A 24,945-nucleotide genomic window follows, 5' to 3' on the forward strand; every position below is an offset into this window, starting at 1 on the left:
TTTCTGATAAGTAATTATAGTATACATGAAAAAAGGTGCGCGCTTAAAGCGCACACCCTGTTTTATAACGAAAATCGACTATGAGGTTCTCCCCTGCTTAACCGTACGGACGACGTTTCTCAAACGCTTCCTGCATGAGGGTTTTCTACTGGGAAAATCTGTTCATCCAACTTCTGCAGCCTGCGGACAGCTTCTTTCCTCTCCATATTTCTGTAATGATGGCGTCCGTGCTCCTCTTCATTCAGCGTGTCCGCTTCCCATACCGCATTCTGCAACGGCGACCGCTGTGACCCGAGAGCGAAAGGAAGATAGCTGTCCGTATGAAGCAGTACACAGAGGGAGACTTCTTTGGCCGTTTCCCGGTCTTCCCCGAGCCGGATCAGAAGTTTGTGAGCCCGTTCCGCACCTTTGATTGCGTGTATATCGTGTTTACGGTATTCATCGTAATTCCATTTTCCATCTGTATACCATTCGTAATGACCGATGTCATGCAAAAGAGCAGCTTTCGCAGCAATTTCTTCGTTAAGGTCACGTTCACGTGCAAGAGAAAAAGCGGTCTCAGCAACCGTTATCGCATGATAGATGCCTGAGCGTTGAAGGTATTTTTCTGTTATCCAATGAGAAAAAATGTTCTCTAACGTTACCATTCCCCTCGTCTCCTCTCCGAATTTTTACTGTTTAATATAGCATTATTCCCCTTTATGAGCAAATTTAAAACTATTCTTCCGAACCTTTACCTGTTCCGTTATAAACAGAGACGAACTGCTGCCTGAACAACCGCAGACTCCCATTGTTTCCCGGGGTCTCTTGTGAAACAATGGCTGAACAGGCGAGCAGAAGAAAATAGCAGTCGACTCTCTTCTTGAGAGCCGGCTGCTGCATAAATACGCCTGCCGGAAGCTTTTAATCAAACCATCCTTTTTTCCTGAAAAACACTATCATAGCAAACGCCATAATAATCATTAACGCCCAGACGATGAAATAGCTGTACTGGTATTGAAGCTCAGGCATATAGGCAAAGTTCATTCCATACACACCTGCTATAAACGTCAGCGGCAGGAAGATCATCGATACCACCGTCAGAAACTGCATTGTTTTGTTCTGTCTGTGCGATGTCATAGACAAATTACTGTCCCTTATATCCTGAGTCATTTCGCGGTTTGAGGCGATCATATCGGAAACTTTCAGTAAGTGATCATAAATATCCCGGAAATACTCCTTATGTTCGTATACATTTTCGAGATCATGCGTATAAAGCATACGATACACCATGTCTCTCATCGAATGTATCGTCTGACGCATCCGGAGCAGTTCCGAACGCCGGTCGAACAGTTCTTCCAGCATATCCTCCATCGATAAATCGTTGGTGTTATCTTCGAGATCGTTAATCTGATCCTCAATGGAATAAATGATCGGGAAGTAGGCATCCACCACCTGATCAAGAATTTTGTGAAGTATAACTGCTTCATCATAACGCTCGGGTCTTTGCTTTACCTGTTCCTTCACTTTTTCGATAACTGACGAAGGCTTCTTATGATAGGTGACGAGCACTCCCTCTTTTAAGAATACGTCGATCTCCCCTTTTTCAAGTGTATGGGGATCAAGCGTATGCAACACAAAAAAAGTGTGATCCCCATACCCGTCCAGTTTGGGGCGCTGCAGATCCTGGAAACAGTCTTCCACCGCAAGAGGGTGAAAGGAAAAATCACTTTCAAGCACTTTTTTCTCATCTTCGGCCGGACTGTCGAAGTCCACCCATTTCCACTCGTAAGATGCAGTTTTCCGGTTTACGTATTCACCGGTCTGCAGTCCGCTTTGAGATTCGTATACTAAGCTATGTAACATAATTTCACCTCTTTCGTCCCTGTTCATATTCCCACATTAGCCCCTGCATAATCTGATATACTTAATGAAAAATGAAAAAGGAAGGTATAATATAACTATGGTCAGAGAAATCAACTTACAAAAAAACGACATCACTCTCAGAAGCATCAGGGACGAGGATCTTCCTCTCCTGTACCAGCTGATTCACGGAGAAAAGGAACCGCTCTGGAAAAAGTACGAAGCCCCTTTTTACTCACTGGAACCTCACACATTGGAAAGTTACACAAACAGAGAAAATGCCCGGAAACAGCGGTTATCCGAAAACGAAGTCGATTCGAGACTTGTGATAGAAACGAACGGGGAAATCGTCGGTACCGTCGTCTATTACTGGGAAGAAAAACTGTCCTATTGGCTTGAAGTCGGGATCGGCATTTACAATCCGGCCTACTGGGGGAAGGGGATAGGAACCAGAGCCCTTAACATGTGGATCGACTATCTGTTCAGAGCCATGCCTCTCGTAAGAATCGGTATAAGAACCTGGTCCAAAAACGACCGGATGCTTCAGCTTGCTTCCAAACTGGGAATGAAAGAAGAGGCCAGAATAAGAAAGGCCCACCTTTACCGTGATTCCTATTACGATTCCGTACGCTTCGGCGTATTGCGGGAAGAGTGGTACCTCCCCGAAGAAGACCTGCATAACGGATAAAAAAATGCTGCCCGTCCAGACTTTCGGGGCAGCATTTTTAATGGTGATAGTTCAGCCGAATACTTTGTTAAGTGGTGGCACGACCTGTTTTTTACGTGAAACTACACCTTCAAGTACAGCCTGGTCATCTTCGAGCTTAACGTCAAAAGCTTTCTCCACCGACTCTTTCTCAGTTCCTACTGTAAGTACTGTGGAGTCACTGTCGAGGATATCGGTAATCAGTAAAACAAAGAGATCATAATTGTTCTCGTCTACTTCTTTTTGCATAGCGTTTTCAAGTTCCGCTTTCCGCGTCAGCACATCCGAAGTGTCTACCGTATTCACCTGGGCTATCCTTACATTTTTCTCACCCATATCAAATGCTTTTGCATCCAGGGAGATGAGTTCTTCCGCGGACTTGTCACTGATATCCGTTCCGGCTTTCAGCATTTCAAGTCCATACTCTTCAAGATTAATGTCTGCTTTCTCTGCAAGTTCCCTGGCAGCTTTCTCATCTTCATCTGTACAGGTCGGTGATTTAAAAAGAAGCGAATCGGATATAATGGAGGAAGCCATAAGTCCGGCCATCGTCTCCGAGACCTCCACATCGTTTTCTTTATATAGTTTATTTAAGATTGTAGCTGTACAGCCTACGGGCTCTGCACGGTAATAAAGCGGACTTTTCGTTTCGAAGTTGGCTATCCGATGGTGATCGATGACCTCCTTGATCTCGACTTGATCGATATCATCCGCACTTTGCTGAAACTCATTGTGATCCACAAGAATGACTTCATCCGTTTCGTCCGCTACTGTTTCCACAAGACGCGGAGCTTCCTGATTGAAATGATTCAACGCATATTCCGTTTCCCCGTTCAATTCTCCGAGACGGACCGGCTCCACGTCGATCCCGAGTTTCTTTTTCAGATCGGCATATACGATAGCTGAACAGATCGTATCCGTATCAGGACTTTTATGTCCAAAAATCAAAGTTTTTGTCATGTTTATACCCCTTTCCTTTACTATTACGTACCCTAACCGATTATAGAATAAATAAACGGTAACGTCTATCCTTCTATCGCCCTTGACATTATCCTCATCTGTGTTATTATTAAAAGAATACAATCTTATAAAGGAGGTTTGCCAATGTCGATTCTATTTGCCAATGAGCTGATAAAGTGGATACTTTTCCTTGTATTTCTGGGAACAAGTTACATGTCTTATCAGTCTTATAAAGATGGAGTGACCGGACGTCAATTTACGCTTGGACTTCTTCATCTGTTTATCAGTCCTTTTTTTGCCTATTCAATTGGACCACTTATTCTTGGTTTGGGTCTGATTCAAATTTACATGAGTACTATACAGTGGAAAAACAAAAAAGCCGCAAGACTTTTCAGTCGCATACACTAATCTGACCTCTATGTAATTCTTCCAGCCGGCCGCCTCCTCTTCGGCCACCGACCTTCTATTCGTGCGAATCATTTTCTCTTTATGCTAAACTTTTAAAGAGAAGATTTGCACAATAGGAGGTTTTTTTAATGAATTCAACAATAGAAACAATTTTGAATCACCGCTCTATACGTTCGTTCGAAGATACTCCCCTGGAAGATAAAACTATACGGACACTTATCGAATCCGCCCAGCAGGCTTCGACCTCAAGCTATATGATGGCGTACTCCATCATCGGGGTGACCGATGAAAACAAAAAACAGGCTTTACAGGAGATATCGGGGCACCCGCATGTAACAAATAATGGACATCTGTTCATCATGTGTGCGGATTACAGAAGGATCACTTATGGAATGGATGAAGAAGTCAGGGACGATGTTGAAAAAAATCTGGAAAATACCGAACATCTCATGACTGCCGCTATTGATGCCGCCCTTGCCGCTCAAAACATGGCTATAGCCGCAGAATCAATGGGGCTTGGAATGTGTTACCTCGGAAGTCTGAGAAACGATATTACAAAAACTGATGAAATCCTTAACCTGCCCGGTCACGTCGCTCCGCTGTTCGGCATCGCTGTCGGTGTTCCGGCCGAACAGCCCGAGAAGAAACCGAGACTACCAATGGAAGCTGTGTATTTTGAAAATGAATATAAAGAGCATAAAGATATTATTGAAGAGTTTAATCAAAATATCAGTGATTACTATGCATCGAGGTCCTCCAATCAACGTCGTGACACATGGACTCTTCAGATGCAGCGCAGATTTAAGAAACCGGTCCGCATGGATGTCACAGACTTTTTAAAAAGTAAGGGATTCAACAAACGATAAAGGGTGAGAGTATGATCCAGCAAATAAAGTCTCTTATCAACAATTCCGATAGTATTGCCGTATTAACAGGTGCGGGGGTATCGACAGCAAGCGGTATCCCTGACTTCCGTTCGAGTGAAGGACTGTGGACGGAAGACAAATCCAGAGAAGAGCTTATGTCTGCAGACTATTTTTACGAAAATCCGGAACGGTTCTGGCAATTTTACAAGTCGATATTCCGACTGAAACTGCTTCAGAATTACGGCCCGAACCAGGTGCATCATTACCTGAAAAGCCTTGAAGATGAAGGCAGAGAAGTAAATATCATTACTCAAAACGTGGATGGTCTGCATGCAGAAGCGGGAAACGAAAATGTTACGGAATACCACGGTACTCTGAAAACAGCTACCTGTCCGGACTGCCATACGACGTATCCTTTCGAAAAGGTACTGGCTGAAGATGTGCCCGTTTGCACGTGCGGAACCGTGCTGAAACCGGATGTCGTTCTATTCGGAGATATGATCCATTCACACGAAAAAGCTGAAACGATGGTCAAACAGGCGGATATGCTTCTCGTTCTCGGTACGTCCCTTAGCGTCATGCCTTTCAATATGCTTCCTCTGGCAGCAACCGGTCCCAAAGTGCTGATCAATAATCATCCTACGTCGATGGACTATATGTTCGATTACCATATTCATGATGATTTATCCAGAGTTATAGAACAACTGAAAAAATAATGCACTTCAAAACCCCGGACATTTCTATGTCCGGGGGTTTTGATATGACAGGAACGTTTTGCCGCCTGATTTTTATTCAGGCGAAAGTATCAGCTTCTCTCCCTCGTCTTCGTCCAGTAGTGTACCATGATAGTCTCCATCCACCCAGTCACTATATTGATTGTGATACCATTTACTGTTAAAACGCTCCGACTGTCCGGGCCCTACTATGTGATAGCCTTTATCCATTTCGTCCGTATCAAGGATAAAGCGCCAGGAAGCTCCGTGATCCACTTTCCCGTTGCCATTATATCCTGCCGCTCTCACCGTAACCCGGCTGCCACTCACGGGCAACGGTTCTTTCCGGTTATAAAACTTATCAAGGAAAGCTATATTTGAAAGAGGGTGTGTGAATTCCACCTGGTGATAATCTCCCCACGCCCACTCCTCCGGATTCTTCCCGTAATCCTCCTGAAGCTTATTGAATGAGTCCCGGAAGGCCTGCGTAATCACTTCCCCGCTTCCACCTGCTTCCTCCATCCATGCGGATTCTTTTCCTTCTCTTTCCATACGGAAAATTTCGTCCGTCGTCTGTGCTTTCCCGTGAAATAACGAATCGATATCATCAGGAATACTTGCGTAAAGACGATCCTCTATTTCATTTAACCAGTGATGGAAAAGCAAGGGCTGTGGAGCTTCTTTGTTATCCTCATAGTTCCATTCCTTAAGCAATTCCAGAGCTTCCTCTTCTTCCGCCGTCAGATTATTCTCATTCATTTCTTCCACGAAGAATGGAACAAATTCCTCAGCCTGCAGATTTTTAACATCCATCTGCATTTTCTTCACATCCTCCACAGTTACGGCGTCATCTTCCTCCAGCATTTCAGCTATCCGTTCATATCTGTAAGGCTGCGCCCAATTATTCGTAATATGGTAAGGGTACTCTTCTGTCGTGATTTTATTGTTCGCTGTAGCGATCCATCCCCTGTCCGGATTGACAACTGTCGGTAATTCATCGAAAGGAATGAAACCTTTCCACTGATCCTCTTCTTTCCATCCCCTTAAAGGAAGGCCGGCATCGTCCGGGTTATCGTAAACAGGGATCTTTCCATTCGCCTTATATGCTATAGTACCGTTACTTGAAGCGAACACAAAGTTCTGAGCAGGAGTATGAAAGTCTTCGAGTCCTTTTTCAAATTCTTCCCAGTTCGAAGCCTGATTAATGTTGAGTATGGCTTCCAGTTCTTTTGAGGGGTCATGTGCCGTCCAGCGCATGGATAAAGCTTCCCCCTCCCCGGCTCCTTCTGCGAATTCATTAATGATCGGCCCGTTTCTCGTTTCGACCACTTCATATTCTATCGTTTCCCCGCCACTTACTTTTATCGGTTCCTGATGCACCACAGCATCCTCCCACTTTCCTTCGAACAGAAATTGTTCACGGTTTTCCGGATTTCTTTTCTCGACGTACAGCTGTTGCACATCAGGACCGACGTTTGTCACGCCCCAGGCTACGTCATCATTATGACCAAGAATGATTCCCGGTACCCCTGCAAAAATAACACCGCTCACGTTGTGGGAAGGAGCACTCAGTTTCATCTGATACCAGATCGAAGGACTGGCGATTCCGAGGTGAGGATCATCAGCAAGCAGAGGTTTCCCGGACTCCGTTCTCTCTCCGTTTACCACCCAGTTGTTGCTGCCATTAAAAGGGTTAGGCATGACCGCTTCAGTAAAGTCTCCCGCTATATCAAGATTTACATCATCGAGCACAGCCGGTTTATTCTCCGGGTAATGGGCCATCACTTCGTAGGCCTTCTCTTCAGAAAAATTATTCATCGCGTAATACTGAAAAGCCTGGCGTTCCCAGTGCCCTCCAAGGTCATGTGCCATAAATTTTCCTATTGTCAGAGAATCCACCGGTGTCCACTTCTCAGGTTTCGCCTGCAGAAGTGTAAATGCCGGGGGCAGCCGGTTTTCGGCATCCGCTTTATCAATGTATGCATTCACTCCCGAAGCGAATGCCTCCAGAGCCGCCTTTCCTTCTTCGGAATATTCTTTTAAAGATGCTTCGGCAGCTCTCCGTAATCCGAGCGCACGAAAAAACTTGTCCTGCTCCACTGTGGAGGACCCGATCAGCTCACTCAGTTCGCCGGAAGCCTGACGACGGGAAAGTTCCATTTGCAGCAGGCGGTCCTGAGCCTGCACGTATCCTTGAGCCATATATAAATCTTCGACGGACTCCGCTTCTATGTGAGGAACGCCTTCCTCGTCCCTCAGAACAGTAACTTCGGAAGATAGCGCTTCCAATTTAAGCTCTCCTTCCGTATCAGGAAGCGTTCGCTGGATAAATACTATAATAAACAGAGCTGCCGCCAGAATTAATACACCTGCAATGACGGCTGTTCGAGTCAATATTCTCTTCCAACCCGGTTTTTTCATTTTTTTCTTCCCCCTTTTACTACATTATAGTCAGTGTTCTTACAAAAGAACAGAATATTTTGGACCTTCACACCTTTGAGGAGTACAATGACAGTCAAAAGGAGGCGCATTTATGGAGTTTGTTCTATGGTCGCTTATTATCGTATTGTTTCTCAGCAGCTTTGTAAGTCTCATTTTCCCCATAATACCCGGACCGCTCGTATTGTGGGCCGGTTTCCTCCTGAGTATCTGGCTGGAAGGTCGGCTGTCCGTCTGGTTCTGGGTGGGTGCAGTAATTCTTACGGTTTTACTAATCGTATCTGATATGGTGGCAAACAGTATTTCCGTCAAGAAATACGGGGGAAGCAAATGGGGAGAAGCCGGAGCAGTCGCAGGTGTCATCGCCGGTTCGTTCGTCATACCTCCTTTCGGAATACTGATCGTTCCTTTTGTTCTGGTTTTCGTTATCGAACTGGGCATCGAAAAAAATACCCGTTTCGCCTTCCGCGCAGCTGTCGGAACGCTTATCGGTTTTCTCAGTGGAACTGCAGCCAAGTTTATAATTCAGATGCTTATGATCGGGTGGTTCATCTTTTCATATTTCAACTGACACAAATCATTTAATACATAAAAAATTCCGGTCCCGAACGTATCAGGACCGGAAATCTTATAATCGCAATAACAATTTATGCCGCCTGGACATTAACAGACTGATTACGACGGCACTCGCTATAAAGGAAGGGAGCATATACCCGCCGTTATAAAGCAGAGAATAAATCCATACCGGCTGACCTTCAGCCAGGTAGCCGAAAAATATCATCCCTGCCGCGAAATGAGTAAGGAAGCGCAAGGCACTCCCGATGAATGTTCCGACAATCACATACACAAGAACAAATTTTACGTTGTTGTTCTTCGCGCTTGCTTTCAGTTGGGAAGACACCACTCCTGCGACCCCGATAATGGCGAAAGCTACAACGTAGTCGAGAAAAGCCTGGACGGGGTGTACGATAAATGCGCCCGTAAAAAACTGAAAGAAACCGAACAATAAACCTGTGATCATACCACCCGAGACGCCCCAACGGAAGGCCATCAGAATAACCGGTATCATAGCGAATGAGATGGATCCTCCCTGAAACCAAAGCTTAATGGATAAAAAAGGAAGAACATCAAGCAATAGAGCAATTGCTGCAAATATTGCACCTTCCACAAGAAAAAGTACGCGCTGTTGTTGCATTGTATATCCCCTTTCTGAATACACAAAAGAAGCAATGCCTCAAAGGGAAGCTTTCTGATGAAGGCTCCCACCTCTTAAGCATTGCTCATCAAAAAAGCCACCATTCCTGCGCCAGTGCTAACTGACAGGTTCGAAGGGTCTGAACTTGCGTCCACTCTCAGCCGTTAGGCTCCCCTTGAAGGCTCTATTCTCCGTGTTTTGTTACTTTCTATCATAACGTACTGATAAGAAAAGTACAAATTCAATTTTCCTTGGCATTGAAATACTTTTCAAAAAACTCCAGAGTTCTTTCGATGATCAATTCCTGGTCATTATCAAGAGTTGCCACGTGGTAACTGTCTTCCAGAGGAACCAGTTCTTTTCCTTCCGAAAAAACCATGTCGAATATCGTCTGACTGTTCTCCGGAGGAACTACGTGATCTTCTTCGGAAGTGAAAACTAAAAGAGGAGCCGACACTTCGCTTAACTGCTCGTGTACTTTAGCCATAATGTTGGTCAGATGGTTAAGGGAACGGACGGGTGTTTTGTCATAGGCGAGTTCAGTAGCTCCTTCTTTTTTGATATCAGAACCTATTGCATCAATGAAACGGGATTCAGAATCCGCCAAGCTGCTCATGTCAGGTACATCGATAGCCGGATTGATAACCGCGACTCCATCCACCTCTCTCGTAGAAGCCAGATAAAGACTTAATGTTCCCCCAAGAGACAAGCCGGTGACGAATACACAGTCACATCGGTTCTTTACCCATTCAAAAGCCTCTTCTGCCGAGCGAATCCAGTCTTCTGCAGTGGATCCTTCCATATCATAAGGAGTGGTTCCATGCCCCTTAAGTCTCGGACATGCCATCGTATACCCATGTGCTGTATAGGCATCCACAAGAGGCTTCATGCTCTGAACTGTTCCGGTAAAGCCATGTAATACTACGATTCCTATTTCATTCCCTTCGTTAAAAACAGCTTCTGCACCCTCCATTACGTTCTGATTCATCCCTTCCATCCTCCCTGTCTATTATAGAAATACTATTTCTTTACTCCCGAACATTAATGTCCCCGGATATACTGGACATCCGGGGGTAGATCTCGTACATGTTTTAAGTTTGTCATTTAATATTAAACTGTGTCACTGTAGCCTGACCTTCCAAGTAGAATGCCTCCACCGAATTCGTATAAACGGCGACGCCACTTTCGAGAAACCACCATCTGTCACGTTCCAGCTGCTTGGTTATAAATTCAGTAGCTTCCCGTTTGGTCATTTCCTCACTGATTTCCAGTTCATGTTTCACTTCACGTCGACTATCCAGTAATAACACCATATGCCAATTCTTTTTAGCTTCTTCGGCCATTGTTACATCCACTCCTTCATATGTAGGTTTCCAATCATTATACCCCTAATACGTACAAATTAATCATAAAATATTAAATTTCTGTACCGCCGACACCGCCGACTTTTCAATTAAAAATAATTTTCTAAATTTTTAACAAAATGTATTGACATACTTTCCTGTTGTTATATAATACGAATTAAGAAATAAAACTGTTATGAAACAGAAGAACATTATACATAACAGTAAGGAGGCTTATTCTTTGGAAAACTATCAATCCATCGGTACTTATCAAGTCGACACTGTATTATATCAGTTTATTGAACAGGAAGTGTTACCCGGTCTCCCCCTCTCTTCGAAGGAAGTGTGGGGAGGGCTCACAAAAATTCTTGATGAATTCAGCTCTGAAAACAGCAGACTTTTGCAGACCAGAAACCAATTACAACAGAAAATCGATGAATACCACAAATCAGCTTCCAATGAAGATTATCTTTCTTTTTTAAAGTCCATCGGTTATCTGGAAGAGAAAAAACCCGACTTCAAAATCAGCACGACCAACGTAGATTCTGAAATGAAGGAACAGGCCGGTCCCCAGCTCGTCGTGCCACTGACAAACGAAAGATATTCCCTCAATGCAGCTAACGCACGCTGGGGCAGTATGTATGACGCTTATTACGGTACAGATCTGATCGCTGAAGAACCCGGTATCGAAAAAGGTTCTTCCTACAATCCCGAGAGAGGTAAAGAAGTAATCAGACAGGGACGGATTCGACTGGACGAGTGGTTCCCTTTGGCAGAAGGAAGTCACCAGGACGCAGTGAGATATGCGGTAGTGAACGGGGAATTGTGTGTGGAACTTACTGACCGTTCCCGAAAGAAACTTAAAAACCCTTTTTCCTTCCTTGGCTGTCAGGGGGACTGCCGCAAACCGCAGGCAATACTGCTTAAACATAACGACCTTCACGTTGAACTGCAGTTCGATCGTAATCACCCGGTCGGCCAGATAGACGATGCAGGAATTAAGGACATCCAACTGGAATCCGCCATCACAAGTATTATGGACTGCGAGGACTCCGTCGCATGCGTCGATGCCGAAGATAAAATCAAAGCTTATCGTAACTGGCTCGGGCTGCTTAAAGGAGACCTTACGACCACGTTCGATAAAAAAGGAGAAACCATTAAACGCTCTCTTCATAAAGATCGGAAATATCGCACTGCGGAAGACGAAGAGCTTCACTTGAAAGGCAGAGCACTTATGCTTGTCAGAAACGTAGGTCACTTAATGACAAACCCGGCAGTTATCGACAATAACAACAATCCGGTGTATGAGGGCCTGCTCGACGGTTTCTTCACCAGCCTGATCGGTATGCACGACCTGAACCTGAGACAAAATTCAACGGAAGGTTCTATTTACATCGTCAAACCGAAAATGCACGGATCGGAAGAAACGGCTTTTACCAATAACCTGTTCAATAAAATAGAAGATGTTCTGCAATTACCGAGGTATACCCTGAAAGTCGGGGTAATGGACGAGGAACGAAGAACTTCCCTGAATCTTCACAACTGTATTTTTGAAGTGCGCAACCGGGTGGTGTTCATCAATACCGGCTTCCTGGATCGTACGGGGGATGAAATCCATACGTCCATGGAAAAAGGACCTATGATTCCTAAAGGAGAAATGAAAGGAAGTGAATGGCTCAGCGCTTACGAAGCAGCCAACGTACGTACCGGTATAAGAGCAGGGTTCATCAAAAACGCTCAAATAGGTAAAGGGATGTGGGCTAAACCCGCAGAGATGAAAGCTATGCTTGCAGAAAAAATCAACCACCTGAAAGCAGGAGGAAATACAGCATGGGTGCCGTCCCCGACTGCAGCCACCATTCATGCGATGCATTATCATGAAGCATACGTCCCTGATATTCAGAATGATATCCCGAGGGATGACCCTTCCGAAATGATGCTTACTATCCCGGTGGCTACTCCCCCGGAAGATAAAGAAGTTGTACTGAATGAAGTCAGAAATAATGCTCAGGGGATTCTCGGATATGTCGTGCGCTGGGTGGAACAGGGTATCGGCTGTTCAACTGTACCTGATATCCATGACACCGGCCTTATGGAAGATCGTGCAACATTGCGCATTTCGAGTCAGCACATAGCGAACTGGATCAGACACGGTGTAGTCTCTGAAGAGGAGGTAAAACAGATAATGAAACAAATGGCAGAAGTGGTCGACAGACAAAACGAGGGCGATCCGAATTACAGGAAAATGAGCCCGGATTTTGAACAATCTATCGCTTTTCAAGCCGCTTCCGACCTTGTGTTTCTCGGTACAGATCAGCCAAACGGTTACACTGAACCGATTCTTCACAGACGCCGCCTTCAATTTAAAGCCAGCCAATTTACCAAAACTGTATAAGGAGGAGATAAAAAATGGAAAAATACCAGACCTTCACTAATTCGTGCCACAGATGCGGTGTCGATCACAGCAGTCATAAAGAAGCAGTTGAATGCTGCACCAACGCAGACGGAAACTCCTGAATTCAGCCTGAGTAAAGGAGGGCTCCGGGTTCGACGCCCTCCCTCATATTAGTTTTTCTGTTGTATAACAATACTAATTATATATTAAAGGAGAGATTTTAAATGAACAGAGAAGAACAGATCAGACAGTTGGAAAATCAATGGGCAAGCGAACGTTTTCAGGGAGTGGAACGTCCTTACAGCGCAGAAGAAGTATTGAAACTTCGCGGTTCTGTCGTAGTAGAACAGACGCTGGCTCGCATGGGCGCTGACCGCCTTTGGAATTTGCTACATAAACGTGACTACGTAGCCGCACTCGGGGCTTTAACCGGTAACCAGGCTATGCAGCAAGTTAAAGCCGGTCTCGAAGCTATTTATCTGAGTGGCTGGCAGGTAGCTGCCGACGCCAACCTTTCCGGTCAAATGTATCCCGATCAAAGTCTTTATCCTGCTAACAGTGTACCGCAGGTTGTGAGAAGAATTAACCAGACATTTCAACGCGCCGATCAGGTGGAACACGCGGAAGGAAAAGGCGATAAAAACTGGTTCGCTCCGATTGTAGCGGATATGGAAGCCGGGTTCGGTGGCCCGCTGAACGTATTTGAACTGACTAAAGGCATGATTGAAGCCGGAGCTGCCGGTGTGCATCTCGAAGATCAGCTCGCCTCCGAAAAGAAATGTGGTCACCTGGGCGGGAAAGTTCTTCAGCCTACTCAGACCGCTGTAAAACATCTCATTTCTGCTCGACTGGCTGCTGACGTTATGGACGTCCCGACCGTCATCATAGCAAGAACAGACGCCAACGCTGCCAACCTGATTACGAGCGATGCCGATCCGTACGACCATGAATTCATTACAGGAGAGAGAACAGCCGACGGATTTTATCGTACCACTCCGGGAATCGACCAGGCCATTTCCCGCGGGCTCGCTTACGCTCCTTACGCAGACTTGATCTGGTGTGAGACTTCGGAACCTAACCTGGAAGAAGCACAAAAATTCGCAGACGCTATACACGAGAAGTACCCGGGCAAAATGCTGGCTTACAACTGTTCCCCATCGTTTAACTGGGAGAAAAAGCTTGACCAGGAAACGATCGGTAAATTCCAGGTGGAGCTCGGTAAAATGGGATACAAATTCCAGTTCGTCACTCTAGCAGGGTTCCATGCATTGAACCACAGCATGTTCGAACTGGCCCGCAAATATAAAACCGAGGGGATGGGTGCCTACTCCGAACTGCAACAGGCTGAATTCGCTTCGGAAGAAAATGGTTATACAGCTACAAGACACCAGCGGGAGGTCGGAACCGGTTACTTCGATGAAGTGTCGATGGCAATTTCCGGAGGGACGTCTTCCACTACAGCTTTGGCCGGATCAACAGAAAGTGAACAATTCGTGACTAATAAATAGGCACTGCAAAAACCCCCGGATACTGGTATCCGGGGGTTTCCTTTAATATGATTCGCTGACAACTCCTGCGTTATTTCGCCTGTTGTTCAGCCTTCCATTATTTTGATGGCTACTTTCCTGGACCTTGGGCCGTCGAATTCGCAGAAATAGACTCCCTGCCAGGTACCGAGCACAAGTTTTCCGTCGTCTACGAGTAACGTCTGGGAGTGGCCGAGGGTACTTGTTTTTAAATGAGAAGCAGTATTGCCCTCTGCGTGCAGATCTTTACGGTGCGTCCATGGATACACTTCATCCAGACGCATCAGCATATCTTTTTTGACATCCGGATCTGCATTTTCATTTACGGTAATACTGGCTGTCGTATGCATGGATTGAACAATCACTATACCGTTCCGGAGATTGCTTTTTTGTAATTGCTCTTCTATCTGCTCCGTGATGTCCACCATTTCACTGTGGGAAGAGGTAGTTACAGAAATCGTTTCAAGCATGCTTACAGTCCTCCTTCTGTCTTAGCGAACTCTCTCAGCTCACTATATCGCTCATTTTCTTCCGTGTGTACATGATGCGGAGATTCTTCAAAAGACTGAGTAGAGATATCCACCCTTACTTCCGCTTCGTATACATAAGTAGCATTACCCTGAAGCTCCACTTTGTATTCCTCATTATCATGCACGATACATTGAACCATTCCGCCTTTGTTCATAACCGTAACAGGGAGGTCAGGATTATTTCCTGCAACTATGACCGAAACGATGCTCGAAGCTGACATGGCCGTACCGCAGGCATTCGTGAGTCCCACCCCGCGTTCGTAAGTCTGTACAAAGATTTTGTTGTCATCAATTTTTCTAACAAAACTGACGTTTACACCATTCGGAAACAGGTGAGGCGAATTATTCGCTTTTTTTCCGATGTTTTCAAGAACTTCTTCATCCAGCTCCGTAACCACAGATACTATATGAGGATTTGGTACACTAAGGGCGGTGAACGTCTGATCTTCTGTCAGGTCACGGAGGACAGTGTCCACGACCTGTTCCGACTCCGTTTCCATTGGGAGGGAAGACGCAGAAAATGAAACAGGTTCAATTGCGACGGAGAAAGTCGCTATCCCTTCATAAATGTCACTCACCCGCTCTACCGGGAGTACAGCTTTCGCCGTTTCTATATGCACTTTCTCTTTTCCGGTTTCCTCTGTAATATAACGGGCTACACAACGGAGACCGTTTCCGCACATCTCCGCTTCACTGCCATCCGAGTTGAACATACGCATACACGCTTCAGCCTTACTGCTTGAAAGTACATAGAGGATACCATCCGAACCGATGCCTTCAAGCCGGTCACTGAGAAGGAGAGCCACTTCCTTTCTGTCCTCATCTGTTAAACTTTCTTCTAATTTCCTTTCATCTATCATAATAAAATCGTTGTCCGAACCATGACATTTAATATACGGTATATCCACAAATATTCCTCCTGTTTTTGTCTTTCATCATATCATATATCAGGCAGATCTTCGCTTCATCAGCCAGAGGAAGTAAGGAGCGCCGAGAACAGCTACGAGAATACCGGATGGTATCTCAGCCGGAGCCAAAAGAGTCCGGCTGAACAGATCAGCCACCACCAGAAGAAGTCCCCCTATCATCATCGCTACCGGAAGCAGCCGCTGATTAACTGTACCTACAAAGAGACGTGCCGCATGGGGGGCGATCAGACCGATAAATCCGATGGCTCCGACAGCTGCAACGCTGCTCGCAGCCAGTAGCGTCGCTATTAGTGCCATTTGAAAACGGACTGAACGCACATCCAGACCAAGCCCTTTCGCAGTGTCATCCCCGAGAGCCAGAACGTCCAGCTTCCTGATGTAGAAGAAAAGGACAGGAATCAAAAGCAATACCGGCCATAACAAGTAACTGAGCAATTCACCGTATCCTGTTGCATACGTCGTGCCGGAGAGCCATGTCAATGCCGAGGCAACACCCATATCGGCACGGACCACCAGAATCTGGATGATCGCCTGACCGAAAGCACTTACTCCGATACCGAGAAGTGCAAGCATCGTCGGCTGGAACTCCATTTTAGCCCCGAGAGCCATGACGATAATAAAGAATACGATCGCTCCTGCCATAGCCCCAAGCGGTATCCAGGCAGCGGAGACGGAAAAGACGTACATGGTTAACAGCGCCCCGACTCCGGCCCCGGAAGTGATACCAATCACCGAAGGATCCGCCAGCGGGTTCCTGAGTACGCCCTGAAAAATCAGTCCGCTGACAGCAAGTATAGCCCCGCTCGTAAATGCCACAATCGCCCGTGGCAGCCTGAGTTCCAAAATGTAATTACGGATAAATGATTCCGCTTCTCCCTGGAAAACTGCTATCGTCTGGGCAGGATTGAACCCGTAATTACCGGTCGACATACTGACGAACAGAACCAGTAAAACAAGTATCGAAAAAATCGGCAATAACACCCGAAGCCTCATCTGAACAAGGGAAGACCCGGCCATCACGGATCCTCCATCCGTGTTGCCACTGCGCTTCATCCGAAGCACCAGCCAAATCAACCACGGGGCACCGATCAGCGCAGTGATCGCTCCAACCGGAAGTTCCGAAAAGGAAGGATCGATATATCTTGCGAGGACGTCTGCCATCAGCAGTACGACCGCCCCCCATAAGAACGAACCGAGCAGAAGAGGGACGTGAGAACGAAAACCGATCAGTTTAATTATATGCGGGGCCACGAGCCCCACGAAACCGATAGGTCCTACGACGCTCACTGTTACCGAGGTAAGCAGTACACTTAATATGATAGTCACAAATTTTACGGCTTTCACATTCTGACCGAGAGCAGTAGCCACCTCATCCCCGAGCTTCAGCGTATCCAGTTTCCGGGCAGCACCGAGTAAAAGCAGAAAAGCCGCCGTGACTACAGGAAGAGCGAACCGGACCCCGTCCCAGCTGTTCTGCACAAGAGTCCCCGATCCCCATAGAAACAATCCCTGCGTTTCATTTTCATAAAATATCTGCAGGACGCTCGTCAGAGAAGAAAACAGGAATGTCACTATCATACCGGCAAGAACCATCCGCACCGGGGTGGCATCACCTCCGCCGGATAGTATATAAACGATTAAAAACGTAACTACTCCTCCGATGAAAGCGGTAATAATACCGTTCATTATCATAGCAAACGGGAAGAAAATGGTAGTCACTATCACGGCGAAATATGTTCCCGAATGAATACCGAGTGTACTGGCGGAGGAGAGAGGGTTCTTCGTTACAGTTTGTAAAACTGCTCCCGAAACAGCCAGGGCCCCACCGGCTACAATACCCATGACAGCTCTCGGCAGTCTCAGAACTCTGATGGTATGGTGTTCCAAAGTGTCTTCGGGAGAAAAAACGGCTTCGAACACCGTCCATACGGGTATGGAAATATTCCCCTGATTAATATGTATCCAGGTCAGCAGTATCAGTAAAAATAAGCCTCCGCCGAAAACCAGAAAAGTTTTCAAGGCCATTGCCCGATTTATCATAACCAATCCTTCTTTCCTTATACAGCAGAAAGACGCGCATCATTTACTGCGCGCCTTTTCCGTTTATTTCTTATTTCCTTCGATTGTAGCATCTGCAACCTGTGTTGCAAGTTTCTCAGCCGAAATCGGACCGCCGAACGTCCATGTATCCCCCGGCATCTTATACATACGATCCTGCTTCACGAATTCAAGCTCTTCCCAGACCGGGTTACCGGCCAACTGATCAGAAAAGATATTGTCGTCTTCCTGAACAATGTAGTAGAAGTGGGAGTCCTGATAATTTTGCAACGTTTCTACTGTCGTTTCCGTATAACCGTAAATTTCGAGCTCTTCCGAGGAATGGGAGTTTTCGAGCCCCAGTTCGCCCATCACCTGAGCTACCATCGAATTGTCCGTAAATAGTCTCAGCGTAGGAGTATTCTGAGCAGTGAACGCCTGAGTCATTACGTAGTTGATGTCACCGACTCCGGCTTCCTCAAGACGCTTCGCTTGTTTTTCAAAATGACTGTTCATCTCGTCCAGTCTTTTACTGGCAGCTTCTTCTTTCCCCAGAATTTTACCCATCGTTTTCAAATCGGACTTCATGGAAGCCATTTGGTTTTCTGCATTTTCTTTAGAATAAGGAGAAAACATTACAGTCGGAGCGATTTCTTCCAGCTGTTTTTGGATGCCTTCGTGGCGGAACTTGACTCCTACGATAAGATCGGGATCAAGACGGGAGATAGCCTCCAGGTTCGGCTCCTGTCTCGTTCCTACATCCTCGACATTTTCACCGAGTTCTTTGCCGGTATCCACCCATTTACCGAATCCTTCTTTGTCCGCAACTCCTGCCGGCTCTGTGTCAAGTGCCTGCATATGTTCCGCATAACTCCATTCGAGAACGACGACTTTTTCCGGAGTTCCTTCTATTGTTTTCTCTCCGTTCGCATCTTCTATCGTCACACTGCGGGAGTCGTCCTTGCTTTCTTCTTTACCGGATTGCTCATCGTTTTCTTTATTACTATCCCCTGACTTCTCTTCGTTTCCTCCACAAGCTGCCAGCACAACAGCCAGGAAAGAAAGGACTGTGATCATCCAAATCTTTTTCATGGGTCCCTCTCCTCTACATATGTAATTGAGATATATTCTCATCTACACGTAAGGTTATATAAAAACAATGAAAAAGTCAACGATATTTATTCTCAATTAGGTTCCATATTTACAGAGATGTCCCTGCTTAGAAGATGACATGTCGCACATCATTGAGGAAGGAATACAGAAGGTTTCAGAGCAATTGTCCGTTATAAAAAGAAAAAACCGAACGTCGGAGTTCGGTTTTACACATGCTATTTTAGCTCTGCTGATTTTCAAAAGCTGAAATCGCGTCATCATACGTCAACGTAACAGATATTTCATCCCATCCATTAAGCAGCATATTTTTGTGGTATTCGTCAATTTCGAATGTTGCCGACCACCCTGTACCATCAAATACTATCTGATCGACAAGGTCAATGCTGAGATAACACTCACCGCCCTCGGCACGGTCCATAATCTGCGATACCTCTTCTCCCTTCAGCTGAACTGGCAGAATACCATTCTTAAAACAGTTACTGTAGAAGATATCAGCGAAACTCGGCGCAATGACAACGCGGAAGCCGTAATCCTGAATTGCCCATGGAGCGTGTTCCCGTGAAGAACCGCAGCCGAAATTTTCACCGGCGACAAGAACGGAAGCGTCCTGATACTCCGGATAGTTCAGGGAAAAATCGTCACGAAGATTTCCGTCATCATCGTAGCGCCAGTTGTAGAAAAGAAATTTCCCGAAGCCTTTCCGTTCAATACGTTTCAGAAACTGTTTGGGTATTATCTGATCCGTGTCTATATTAGCCCGGTTCAGCGGATAAACAAGACCCGAATGTCTCACAAAAGCTTCCATCAAATCACCCTTTCAGCAGCCGAAGTATAGTTACGCACATCTACGAAATGACCCTCTACAGCTGCGACAGCTGCCATTTCAGGGCTGACCAGATGCGTTCTGGCTCCATTTCCCTGACGGCCTTCAAAGTTACGGTTCGAGGTGGAAGCACAGTGTTCACCGGGAGGGACGATATCATCGTTCATACCGAGACACATACTGCACCCGGCAGATCTCCACTCAAAACCGGCTTCCGTAAAAATCCGATCGAGACCCTCTGTTTCCGCTTCCTGTTTTACAGCAAACGAACCGGGCACTACCATAGCTCTTATCCCCTCGTGAACTTTTCGACCCTCGATCATCCTGGCCGCTTTTCTTAAGTCGGCGAGACGGGCGTTCGTACAGGAACCGATGAATACATGCTGCAGTTCAATGGATTCAATCGGCTGATTCGGTTCAAGCCCCATATACTCAAGGGCTCTTCTTACACCATCTTCGTCGTCCGTAACTGTCTCCGGATCGGGAACCGAAGCGGACACCGGAACACACTGGGAAGGGTTCGTCCCCCAGGACACCTGTGGTTCGATTTCATCTGCGTTGATTTCCACTGTAGAATCATAAACGGCTCCTTCGTCCGTAGCCAGAGCCAGCCATTCTTTCTTAGCCTTCTCAAACTCTTCACCTTTCGGAGCATGTCTCCTGCCTTCCACAAACTGGACGGTTTTTTCATCAGGGCTGATAAGACCGGCACGGGCTCCTGCCTCAATGGACATATTACAGACTGTCATGCGTTCTTCCATAGACATTTCCCTGATCGCTTCCCCGGTATATTCCATGATGTACCCGGAACCGAAGCGGACGCCGAATTTTGCTATAATAGCAAGGATGAGATCTTTCGCGGTCACCCCGGTTCCCAGGTTTCCATTCACTTTCACCTGCATTGTTTTGGGAGGAGCCTGCCACAGGGTCTGTGTGGAAAGCACATGCTCCACTTCGCTCGTCCCGATCCCGAAAGCGATGGCCCCGAAAGCTCCGTGTGTCGAGGTGTGGCTGTCTCCGCATACGATCGTTTTGCCGGGCTGGGTCAACCCGAGCTCAGGGCCGATAATGTGAACGATCCCCTGGTCCGGGTGATGAATGTCAGCAAGGGAGACACCGAACTCCTCACAGTTCTCTTCCAAAGTTTCCATCTGTTTTTTCGAAACGGCATCTTTGATGACGTTACGATGAATAGTAGGAACATTATGATCCATCGTAGCAAACGTCAGATCCGGTCTTCTTACTTTACGGCTGTTCATCCGCAGACCTTCAAAGGCCTGGGGTGATGTCACTTCGTGTACCAGGTGGAGGTCGATGTACAGGAGATCCGGCTTCCCCTCCTCCTGGTGTACGACATGTTTATTCCAGATTTTCTCTATGATAGTTTCAGGTTGACTCATACCGGTTTCTCCTTTCCATCAGGCATAACAGCGCATAATGTTGACCGTTGTATCCTCTGAGGTAATTTGTTCGATAACTTTTCTTGTAAGATCCGTACATCCAAGTTCCGTGCCGTTCACAACGGAAAGATCAGCCGTATGATAACCGGCATCGAGAACTTCCTGGACCGCTTTCTCAACATGTTCCGCTTCTTTCTCCATATGGAAAGAGTGTTTGAGCATCATTGCGGCTGATAAAATCATCGCTAGCGGATTGGCTTTATCTTCTCCTGCGATATCAGGAGCTGAACCGTGGACGGGTTCATAAAGACCGGTGCCGTCCTCCCTGAGACTGGCGGAAGGCAGAAGGCCTAGAGATCCGGTCAGTACACTTGCTTCATCACTTAAAATATCACCGAACATGTTTTCCGTTACGACTACGTCGAAATAAGTCGGGTCTGTCACCAGCTTCATTGCCGCTGCATCGACGAGCATGTGATCGACTTTCACATCGGGGTAGTCCGCCCTTTTCTCCTCTACTATTTCTCGCCACATACGACTGGATTCAAGCACGTTCGCTTTATCCACCGAAGTCAGCTGCTTGCGCCGCTTCCGGGCACTTTCAAATCCCTGTTCCACAATCCGCTCGATTTCTTTTCTTGAGTAGGAAAGGGTATCGACCACCCCTTCTCCGTCTTCACTTCTTTCCTGTGGTTCGCCGAAGTACAGCCCCCCTGTAAGTTCACGTACAATCAGAAGGTCGCTGCCTTCCACCACTTCTTTTTTCAGTGGTGACGCGTGCAGCAGCTGTCTGAATCCTTTCACGGGACGAAGGTTCGCGAATAAACCGAGTTGTTTTCTAATACCGAGAAGTCCCTGTTCCGGCCGTCCGGAACCGGGCAGGTGGTCCCAGGAAGGGCCGCCGACAGCCCCGAGAAGAACGGCGTCGGCTTTCTCTGCAGCCTCCACTGTTTCCCGGGGTAATGGGTCCCCCATCTCATCAATCGCCGCCCCTCCGATGAGCTTCTCCTCGAACGTAAAGTGATGGCCATTCCTTTCTGCCACAGCTTCCAGAACAAGGCGGGCCGACTCCATCACTTCTTTTCCTATTCCGTCTCCCGGCAACAATACAACATGTTTATTCATTGACCTCTCCTCCTTATATTATGCTTCTTTCACAGGAACACGTTCGTGTTTATACAAGGTACGGTTTACAGCATTCAGAAACGCATTAGCCGAAGCTTCGAGAACATCCTGTGCGGATCCTCTGCCGGATGTTTTCTCTCCGTTCACCGTCATCTGCACATGCACTTCCGCTAAAGCATCACGGCCCCGACCTATGGAACTGAGCTGATAGTCTTCGAGATGGATCGCCTCGTCAACGAGTTCGTCGATTGTGTTATAAAGAGCTTCGACACTTCCCTCTCCCGTATGAGCTTTCTCGGTATCTTCGCCATCCGGGCGAGTCAGCATGACCGTGGCGGTAGGGCGGCTCATATTTCCGTAATGAACCTGGAACGCATGCATTTTGTATTGAGGCATGTGGCCCATTTCGGTTTGTTTATCTGTAAGAATTGCGAAAATATCTTCGTCTGTCACTTCTTTCTTCTTCCCGGTGAGATCTTTGAAAGTCATAAAGGCATCTTTCAATTTCTCTTCCGGGAGATTAAGAAAACCGAGTTCTTCCGCTTTTCCGGCAAAAGCGTGCCGGCCCGAATGTTTTCCAAGTACCAGGCTATTGGAATCGATTCCTACCATTGAAGGGGTGATGATTTCATACGTGGAAGCTTCTTTCAGTACACCATCCTGATGAATGCCCGACTCATGAGCGAAAGCGTTCCGGCCGACGACCGCTTTGTTTCCGGGTACGGCCATCCCCGTAAGTCTGGAGACGAGGTCACTCGTGCGTTTCGTCTCTTTCAAATTGATGTTGATAGATTTTTTGTAAAAATCTTTCCTTATCTCGAGAGCGATGGCGACTTCCTCGATCGCTGCATTACCGGCCCGCTCCCCGATACCATTGATTGTGCCTTCGACCTGGGTGGCTCCGTTTTCGATAGCGGCAATAGTATTGCTGACAGCCATACCCATATCATCATGACAGTGAGCGGAAAGGTCGGCTTTCTGGACATTCGGCACGTTTTCCCTGATGTAACGGAACATAGCGCCGTACTCTGCCGGGGTGGTGTACCCGACGGTATCCGGCAGGTTAATGACTGTTGCTCCTGCATCGATTACTTTTTCGATAATACGTACGAGAAAATCAAGATCCGATCTCGAAGCATCTTCCGCCGACCACTGTACGTGAGTGAAGCGTTCTTTCGCATAGGTTACAGCTTCCACAGCCTGGCTGATCACTTCCTCTTCGGTTTTCATCAGCTTATGCTTCATATGAATGGGAGAGGTGGCAAGAAAAACATGGATCCTCGGCTCTGCAGCGTATTGCAATGCATTCCAGCAGGCATCGATATCTTTTTTGTGACAACGGGCCAGCCCCGTAACCGATGCATTTTTTACCGTCTGGGCAATTTCTTTCACCGATTCGAAATCCTCAGTGGAGGAAACCGGGAATCCGGCTTCCATAATATCCACTCCGAAGCGGTCGAGCTGTTTGGCGATTTCAAGTTTTTCGAGACGATTCAGGTTCACTCCCGGAGATTGCTCTCCGTCTCTTAGTGTCGTATCGAAAACGTTTATATCAGCCATGATTTACCACTTCCTTCTCTTTTTCGGATTTGCCTTTGACAAACGGCATCAGTTTACGAAGTTCCCGGCCCACTTCCTCAATCTGACTGTTATTCTCACGTCTGCTTATTGCTTCAAACTCAGGACGGTTCGCTTTATTCTCGAGGATCCAGCCTTTTGCAAATTTACCGGTCTGAATGTCTTCAAGCACTTCTTTCATGCGGGCTTTCGTTTCATCATTGATTACGCGGGGACCGGAGACGAAATCGCCCCATTGAGCCGTATCCGAAACGGAGTAACGCATGTTTTCAATTCCGCCCTCATACATAAGGTCGACAATCAGCTTCAGTTCGTGGAGACATTCGAAGTAAGCGACTTCCGGCTGATATCCTGCTTCTGTCAATGTTTCGAAACCTGCTTTCACGAGGTTGGAAACTCCTCCACAGAGGACTGCCTGTTCTCCGAACAAGTCCGTTTCGGTTTCCTCCTGGAAGCTCGTTTCAAGAACCCCGGCGCGTCCGCCGCCGATTCCTTTGGCATACGCAAGAGCAATATCTTTCGCCTGATTGCTCGGGTCCTGTTCTACCCCGATAAGAGCAGGTACGCCGGCCCCCTCTTCAAATGTACGACGCACGAGGTGACCCGGGCCTTTCGGGGCTACAAGGAACACATCAACATCCGACGGCGGGACTACCTGATTGAAATGAACATTGAATCCGTGTGCGAAAGCAAGTGCATTTCCTGCTTCAAGGTTCGGTTTGATCTGCTCTTCGAAAACTGTCGGCTGATACTCATCCGGCAGAAGGACCATCACAACGTCTGCTGCTTTCGTCGCTTCCGCTACCGATTTCACTTCCACTCCGTCCTGTTCCGCTTTGTCCCAGGACTTTCCTTTACGGAGACCTACCACTACGTCGAAGCCGCTTTCCTTAAGATTCAGGGCATGAGCATGACCCTGGGAGCCATAACCGATCACAGCCACTTTTTTGTTCTGCAGTACCTCTTCATTGATATCATTGTGATAATAAATTGTCGTTGTCATATTTAACATCCTCC

Annotated in this window: 24 protein-coding genes and 1 riboswitch; of the genes, 7 read left to right on the plus strand and 17 right to left on the minus strand. The window is 46.8% G+C overall.

Annotated features, from left to right (window positions below):
- Positions 1-119: 119 nt before the first annotated feature.
- The 3 genes from AAV35_RS07975 to corA form a co-directional block, all read right to left on the minus strand.
- The gene (locus AAV35_RS07975; protein ID WP_008589582.1) at positions 120-647 is read right to left on the minus strand and encodes an HD domain-containing protein; all 528 of its coding nucleotides are present in this window, start codon (positions 645-647) and stop codon (positions 120-122) included.
- A 70-nt stretch (positions 648-717) separates the two neighbouring features.
- Complete coding sequence (locus AAV35_RS14360) at positions 718-882, minus strand: hypothetical protein (protein ID WP_156330868.1); 165 nt, start codon at positions 880-882, stop codon at positions 718-720.
- A gap of 21 nt (positions 883-903) precedes the next feature.
- Positions 904-1,845 (minus strand): magnesium/cobalt transporter CorA, encoded by a 942-nt coding sequence (corA, locus tag AAV35_RS07980; RefSeq protein WP_040609292.1) that lies wholly within the window; start codon positions 1,843-1,845, stop codon positions 904-906.
- A gap of 97 nt (positions 1,846-1,942) precedes the next feature.
- On the opposite strand from corA, the gene AAV35_RS07985 reads away from it, so the two are divergent.
- Entirely contained in the window at positions 1,943-2,530 is a 588-nt protein-coding gene (locus AAV35_RS07985) for a GNAT family N-acetyltransferase (RefSeq protein WP_008589578.1), read from the plus strand.
- Positions 2,531-2,581: 51 nt separating this feature from the next.
- On the opposite strand, the gene AAV35_RS07990 is transcribed toward AAV35_RS07985, so the two are convergent.
- Positions 2,582-3,508, minus strand: coding sequence for a manganese-dependent inorganic pyrophosphatase (locus tag AAV35_RS07990; protein ID WP_008589576.1), 927 nt, complete (start codon positions 3,506-3,508; stop codon positions 2,582-2,584).
- Positions 3,509-3,652: 144 nt separating this feature from the next.
- Between AAV35_RS07990 and AAV35_RS07995 the strand changes: the two genes are divergently transcribed.
- The 3 genes from AAV35_RS07995 to AAV35_RS08005 all read left to right on the plus strand — a co-directional run bounded on the left by AAV35_RS07995 (position 3,653) and on the right by AAV35_RS08005 (position 5,498).
- Positions 3,653-3,916, plus strand: a complete 264-nt coding sequence (locus AAV35_RS07995) for a hypothetical protein (RefSeq protein ID WP_008589575.1) — start codon at positions 3,653-3,655, stop codon at positions 3,914-3,916.
- A 128-nt stretch (positions 3,917-4,044) separates the two neighbouring features.
- Positions 4,045-4,782, plus strand: a complete 738-nt coding sequence (gene nfsA, locus AAV35_RS08000; protein WP_008589572.1) for an oxygen-insensitive NADPH nitroreductase — start codon at positions 4,045-4,047, stop codon at positions 4,780-4,782.
- Between the two features lie 11 nt (positions 4,783-4,793).
- The gene (locus tag AAV35_RS08005; RefSeq protein ID WP_008589570.1) at positions 4,794-5,498 is read left to right on the plus strand and encodes an NAD-dependent protein deacylase; all 705 of its coding nucleotides are present in this window, start codon (positions 4,794-4,796) and stop codon (positions 5,496-5,498) included.
- A gap of 72 nt (positions 5,499-5,570) precedes the next feature.
- On the opposite strand, the gene AAV35_RS08010 is transcribed toward AAV35_RS08005, so the two are convergent.
- Complete coding sequence (locus AAV35_RS08010; RefSeq protein WP_008589568.1) at positions 5,571-7,916, minus strand: penicillin acylase family protein; 2,346 nt, start codon at positions 7,914-7,916, stop codon at positions 5,571-5,573.
- A 112-nt stretch (positions 7,917-8,028) separates the two neighbouring features.
- Here AAV35_RS08010 and AAV35_RS08015 point away from each other — a divergent pair, with 112 nt between their 5' ends.
- Positions 8,029-8,505 (plus strand): DUF456 domain-containing protein, encoded by a 477-nt coding sequence (locus AAV35_RS08015; protein WP_008589566.1) that lies wholly within the window; start codon positions 8,029-8,031, stop codon positions 8,503-8,505.
- 57 nt (positions 8,506-8,562) lie between these two features.
- Here AAV35_RS08015 and thiT read toward each other — a convergent pair whose 3' ends face one another.
- From thiT to AAV35_RS08030, 3 genes are all read right to left on the minus strand, one after another.
- Positions 8,563-9,129, minus strand: coding sequence for an energy-coupled thiamine transporter ThiT (thiT, locus tag AAV35_RS08020; protein ID WP_008589564.1), 567 nt, complete (start codon positions 9,127-9,129; stop codon positions 8,563-8,565).
- Positions 9,130-9,215: 86 nt separating this feature from the next.
- Positions 9,216-9,315: riboswitch (TPP riboswitch) on the minus strand.
- A gap of 55 nt (positions 9,316-9,370) precedes the next feature.
- A complete protein-coding gene (locus AAV35_RS08025) occupies positions 9,371-10,117 on the minus strand; it encodes an alpha/beta hydrolase (RefSeq protein WP_008589562.1) in 747 nt (248 codons plus the stop codon).
- Between the two features lie 112 nt (positions 10,118-10,229).
- Positions 10,230-10,472, minus strand: a complete 243-nt coding sequence (locus AAV35_RS08030; protein WP_008589560.1) for a hypothetical protein — start codon at positions 10,470-10,472, stop codon at positions 10,230-10,232.
- A gap of 241 nt (positions 10,473-10,713) precedes the next feature.
- Between AAV35_RS08030 and AAV35_RS08035 the strand changes: the two genes are divergently transcribed.
- Together AAV35_RS08035 and aceA are read left to right on the plus strand one after the other, a co-directional pair.
- On the plus strand, positions 10,714-12,867 hold the full coding sequence (locus AAV35_RS08035) for a malate synthase G (protein WP_008589558.1): 2,154 nt from the start codon (positions 10,714-10,716) through the stop codon (positions 12,865-12,867).
- Between the two features lie 224 nt (positions 12,868-13,091).
- A complete protein-coding gene (aceA, locus tag AAV35_RS08040) occupies positions 13,092-14,375 on the plus strand; it encodes an isocitrate lyase (RefSeq protein WP_008589556.1) in 1,284 nt (427 codons plus the stop codon).
- 86 nt (positions 14,376-14,461) lie between these two features.
- On the opposite strand, the gene AAV35_RS08045 is transcribed toward aceA, so the two are convergent.
- The 9 genes from AAV35_RS08045 to ilvC form a co-directional block, all read right to left on the minus strand.
- Positions 14,462-14,863 carry a secondary thiamine-phosphate synthase enzyme YjbQ gene (locus AAV35_RS08045; RefSeq protein ID WP_008589553.1) on the minus strand — a complete coding sequence of 134 codons (402 nt, stop codon included), beginning with the start codon at positions 14,861-14,863 and terminating at the stop codon, positions 14,462-14,464.
- 2 nt (positions 14,864-14,865) lie between these two features.
- Positions 14,866-15,831, minus strand: coding sequence for a diaminopimelate epimerase (dapF, locus tag AAV35_RS08050; RefSeq protein WP_008589551.1), 966 nt, complete (start codon positions 15,829-15,831; stop codon positions 14,866-14,868).
- A 39-nt stretch (positions 15,832-15,870) separates the two neighbouring features.
- Positions 15,871-17,892, minus strand: a complete 2,022-nt coding sequence (locus tag AAV35_RS08055; protein WP_008589549.1) for an iron ABC transporter permease — start codon at positions 17,890-17,892, stop codon at positions 15,871-15,873.
- A gap of 63 nt (positions 17,893-17,955) precedes the next feature.
- A complete protein-coding gene (locus AAV35_RS08060) occupies positions 17,956-18,981 on the minus strand; it encodes an ABC transporter substrate-binding protein (protein WP_008589548.1) in 1,026 nt (341 codons plus the stop codon).
- Between the two features lie 241 nt (positions 18,982-19,222).
- On the minus strand, positions 19,223-19,807 hold the full coding sequence (gene leuD / locus AAV35_RS08065; protein ID WP_008589546.1) for a 3-isopropylmalate dehydratase small subunit: 585 nt from the start codon (positions 19,805-19,807) through the stop codon (positions 19,223-19,225).
- Positions 19,807-21,225 carry a 3-isopropylmalate dehydratase large subunit gene (leuC, locus tag AAV35_RS08070; protein ID WP_008589544.1) on the minus strand — a complete coding sequence of 473 codons (1,419 nt, stop codon included), beginning with the start codon at positions 21,223-21,225 and terminating at the stop codon, positions 19,807-19,809. The genes leuD and leuC overlap by 1 nt, the downstream gene beginning before the upstream one ends.
- Positions 21,226-21,243: 18 nt before the next feature.
- Positions 21,244-22,350 (minus strand): 3-isopropylmalate dehydrogenase, encoded by a 1,107-nt coding sequence (gene leuB, locus AAV35_RS08075; protein WP_008589542.1) that lies wholly within the window; start codon positions 22,348-22,350, stop codon positions 21,244-21,246.
- Between the two features lie 18 nt (positions 22,351-22,368).
- On the minus strand, positions 22,369-23,910 hold the full coding sequence (locus AAV35_RS08080; RefSeq protein WP_008589540.1) for a 2-isopropylmalate synthase: 1,542 nt from the start codon (positions 23,908-23,910) through the stop codon (positions 22,369-22,371).
- Complete coding sequence (gene ilvC / locus AAV35_RS08085) at positions 23,903-24,931, minus strand: ketol-acid reductoisomerase (protein WP_008589539.1); 1,029 nt, start codon at positions 24,929-24,931, stop codon at positions 23,903-23,905. The genes AAV35_RS08080 and ilvC overlap by 8 nt, the downstream gene beginning before the upstream one ends.
- Between the last annotated feature and the right edge of the window lie 14 nt (positions 24,932-24,945).

The organism is Salimicrobium jeotgali (assembly GCF_001685435.2).
Classification (GTDB): domain Bacteria; phylum Bacillota; class Bacilli; order Bacillales; family Halobacillaceae; genus Salimicrobium; species Salimicrobium album.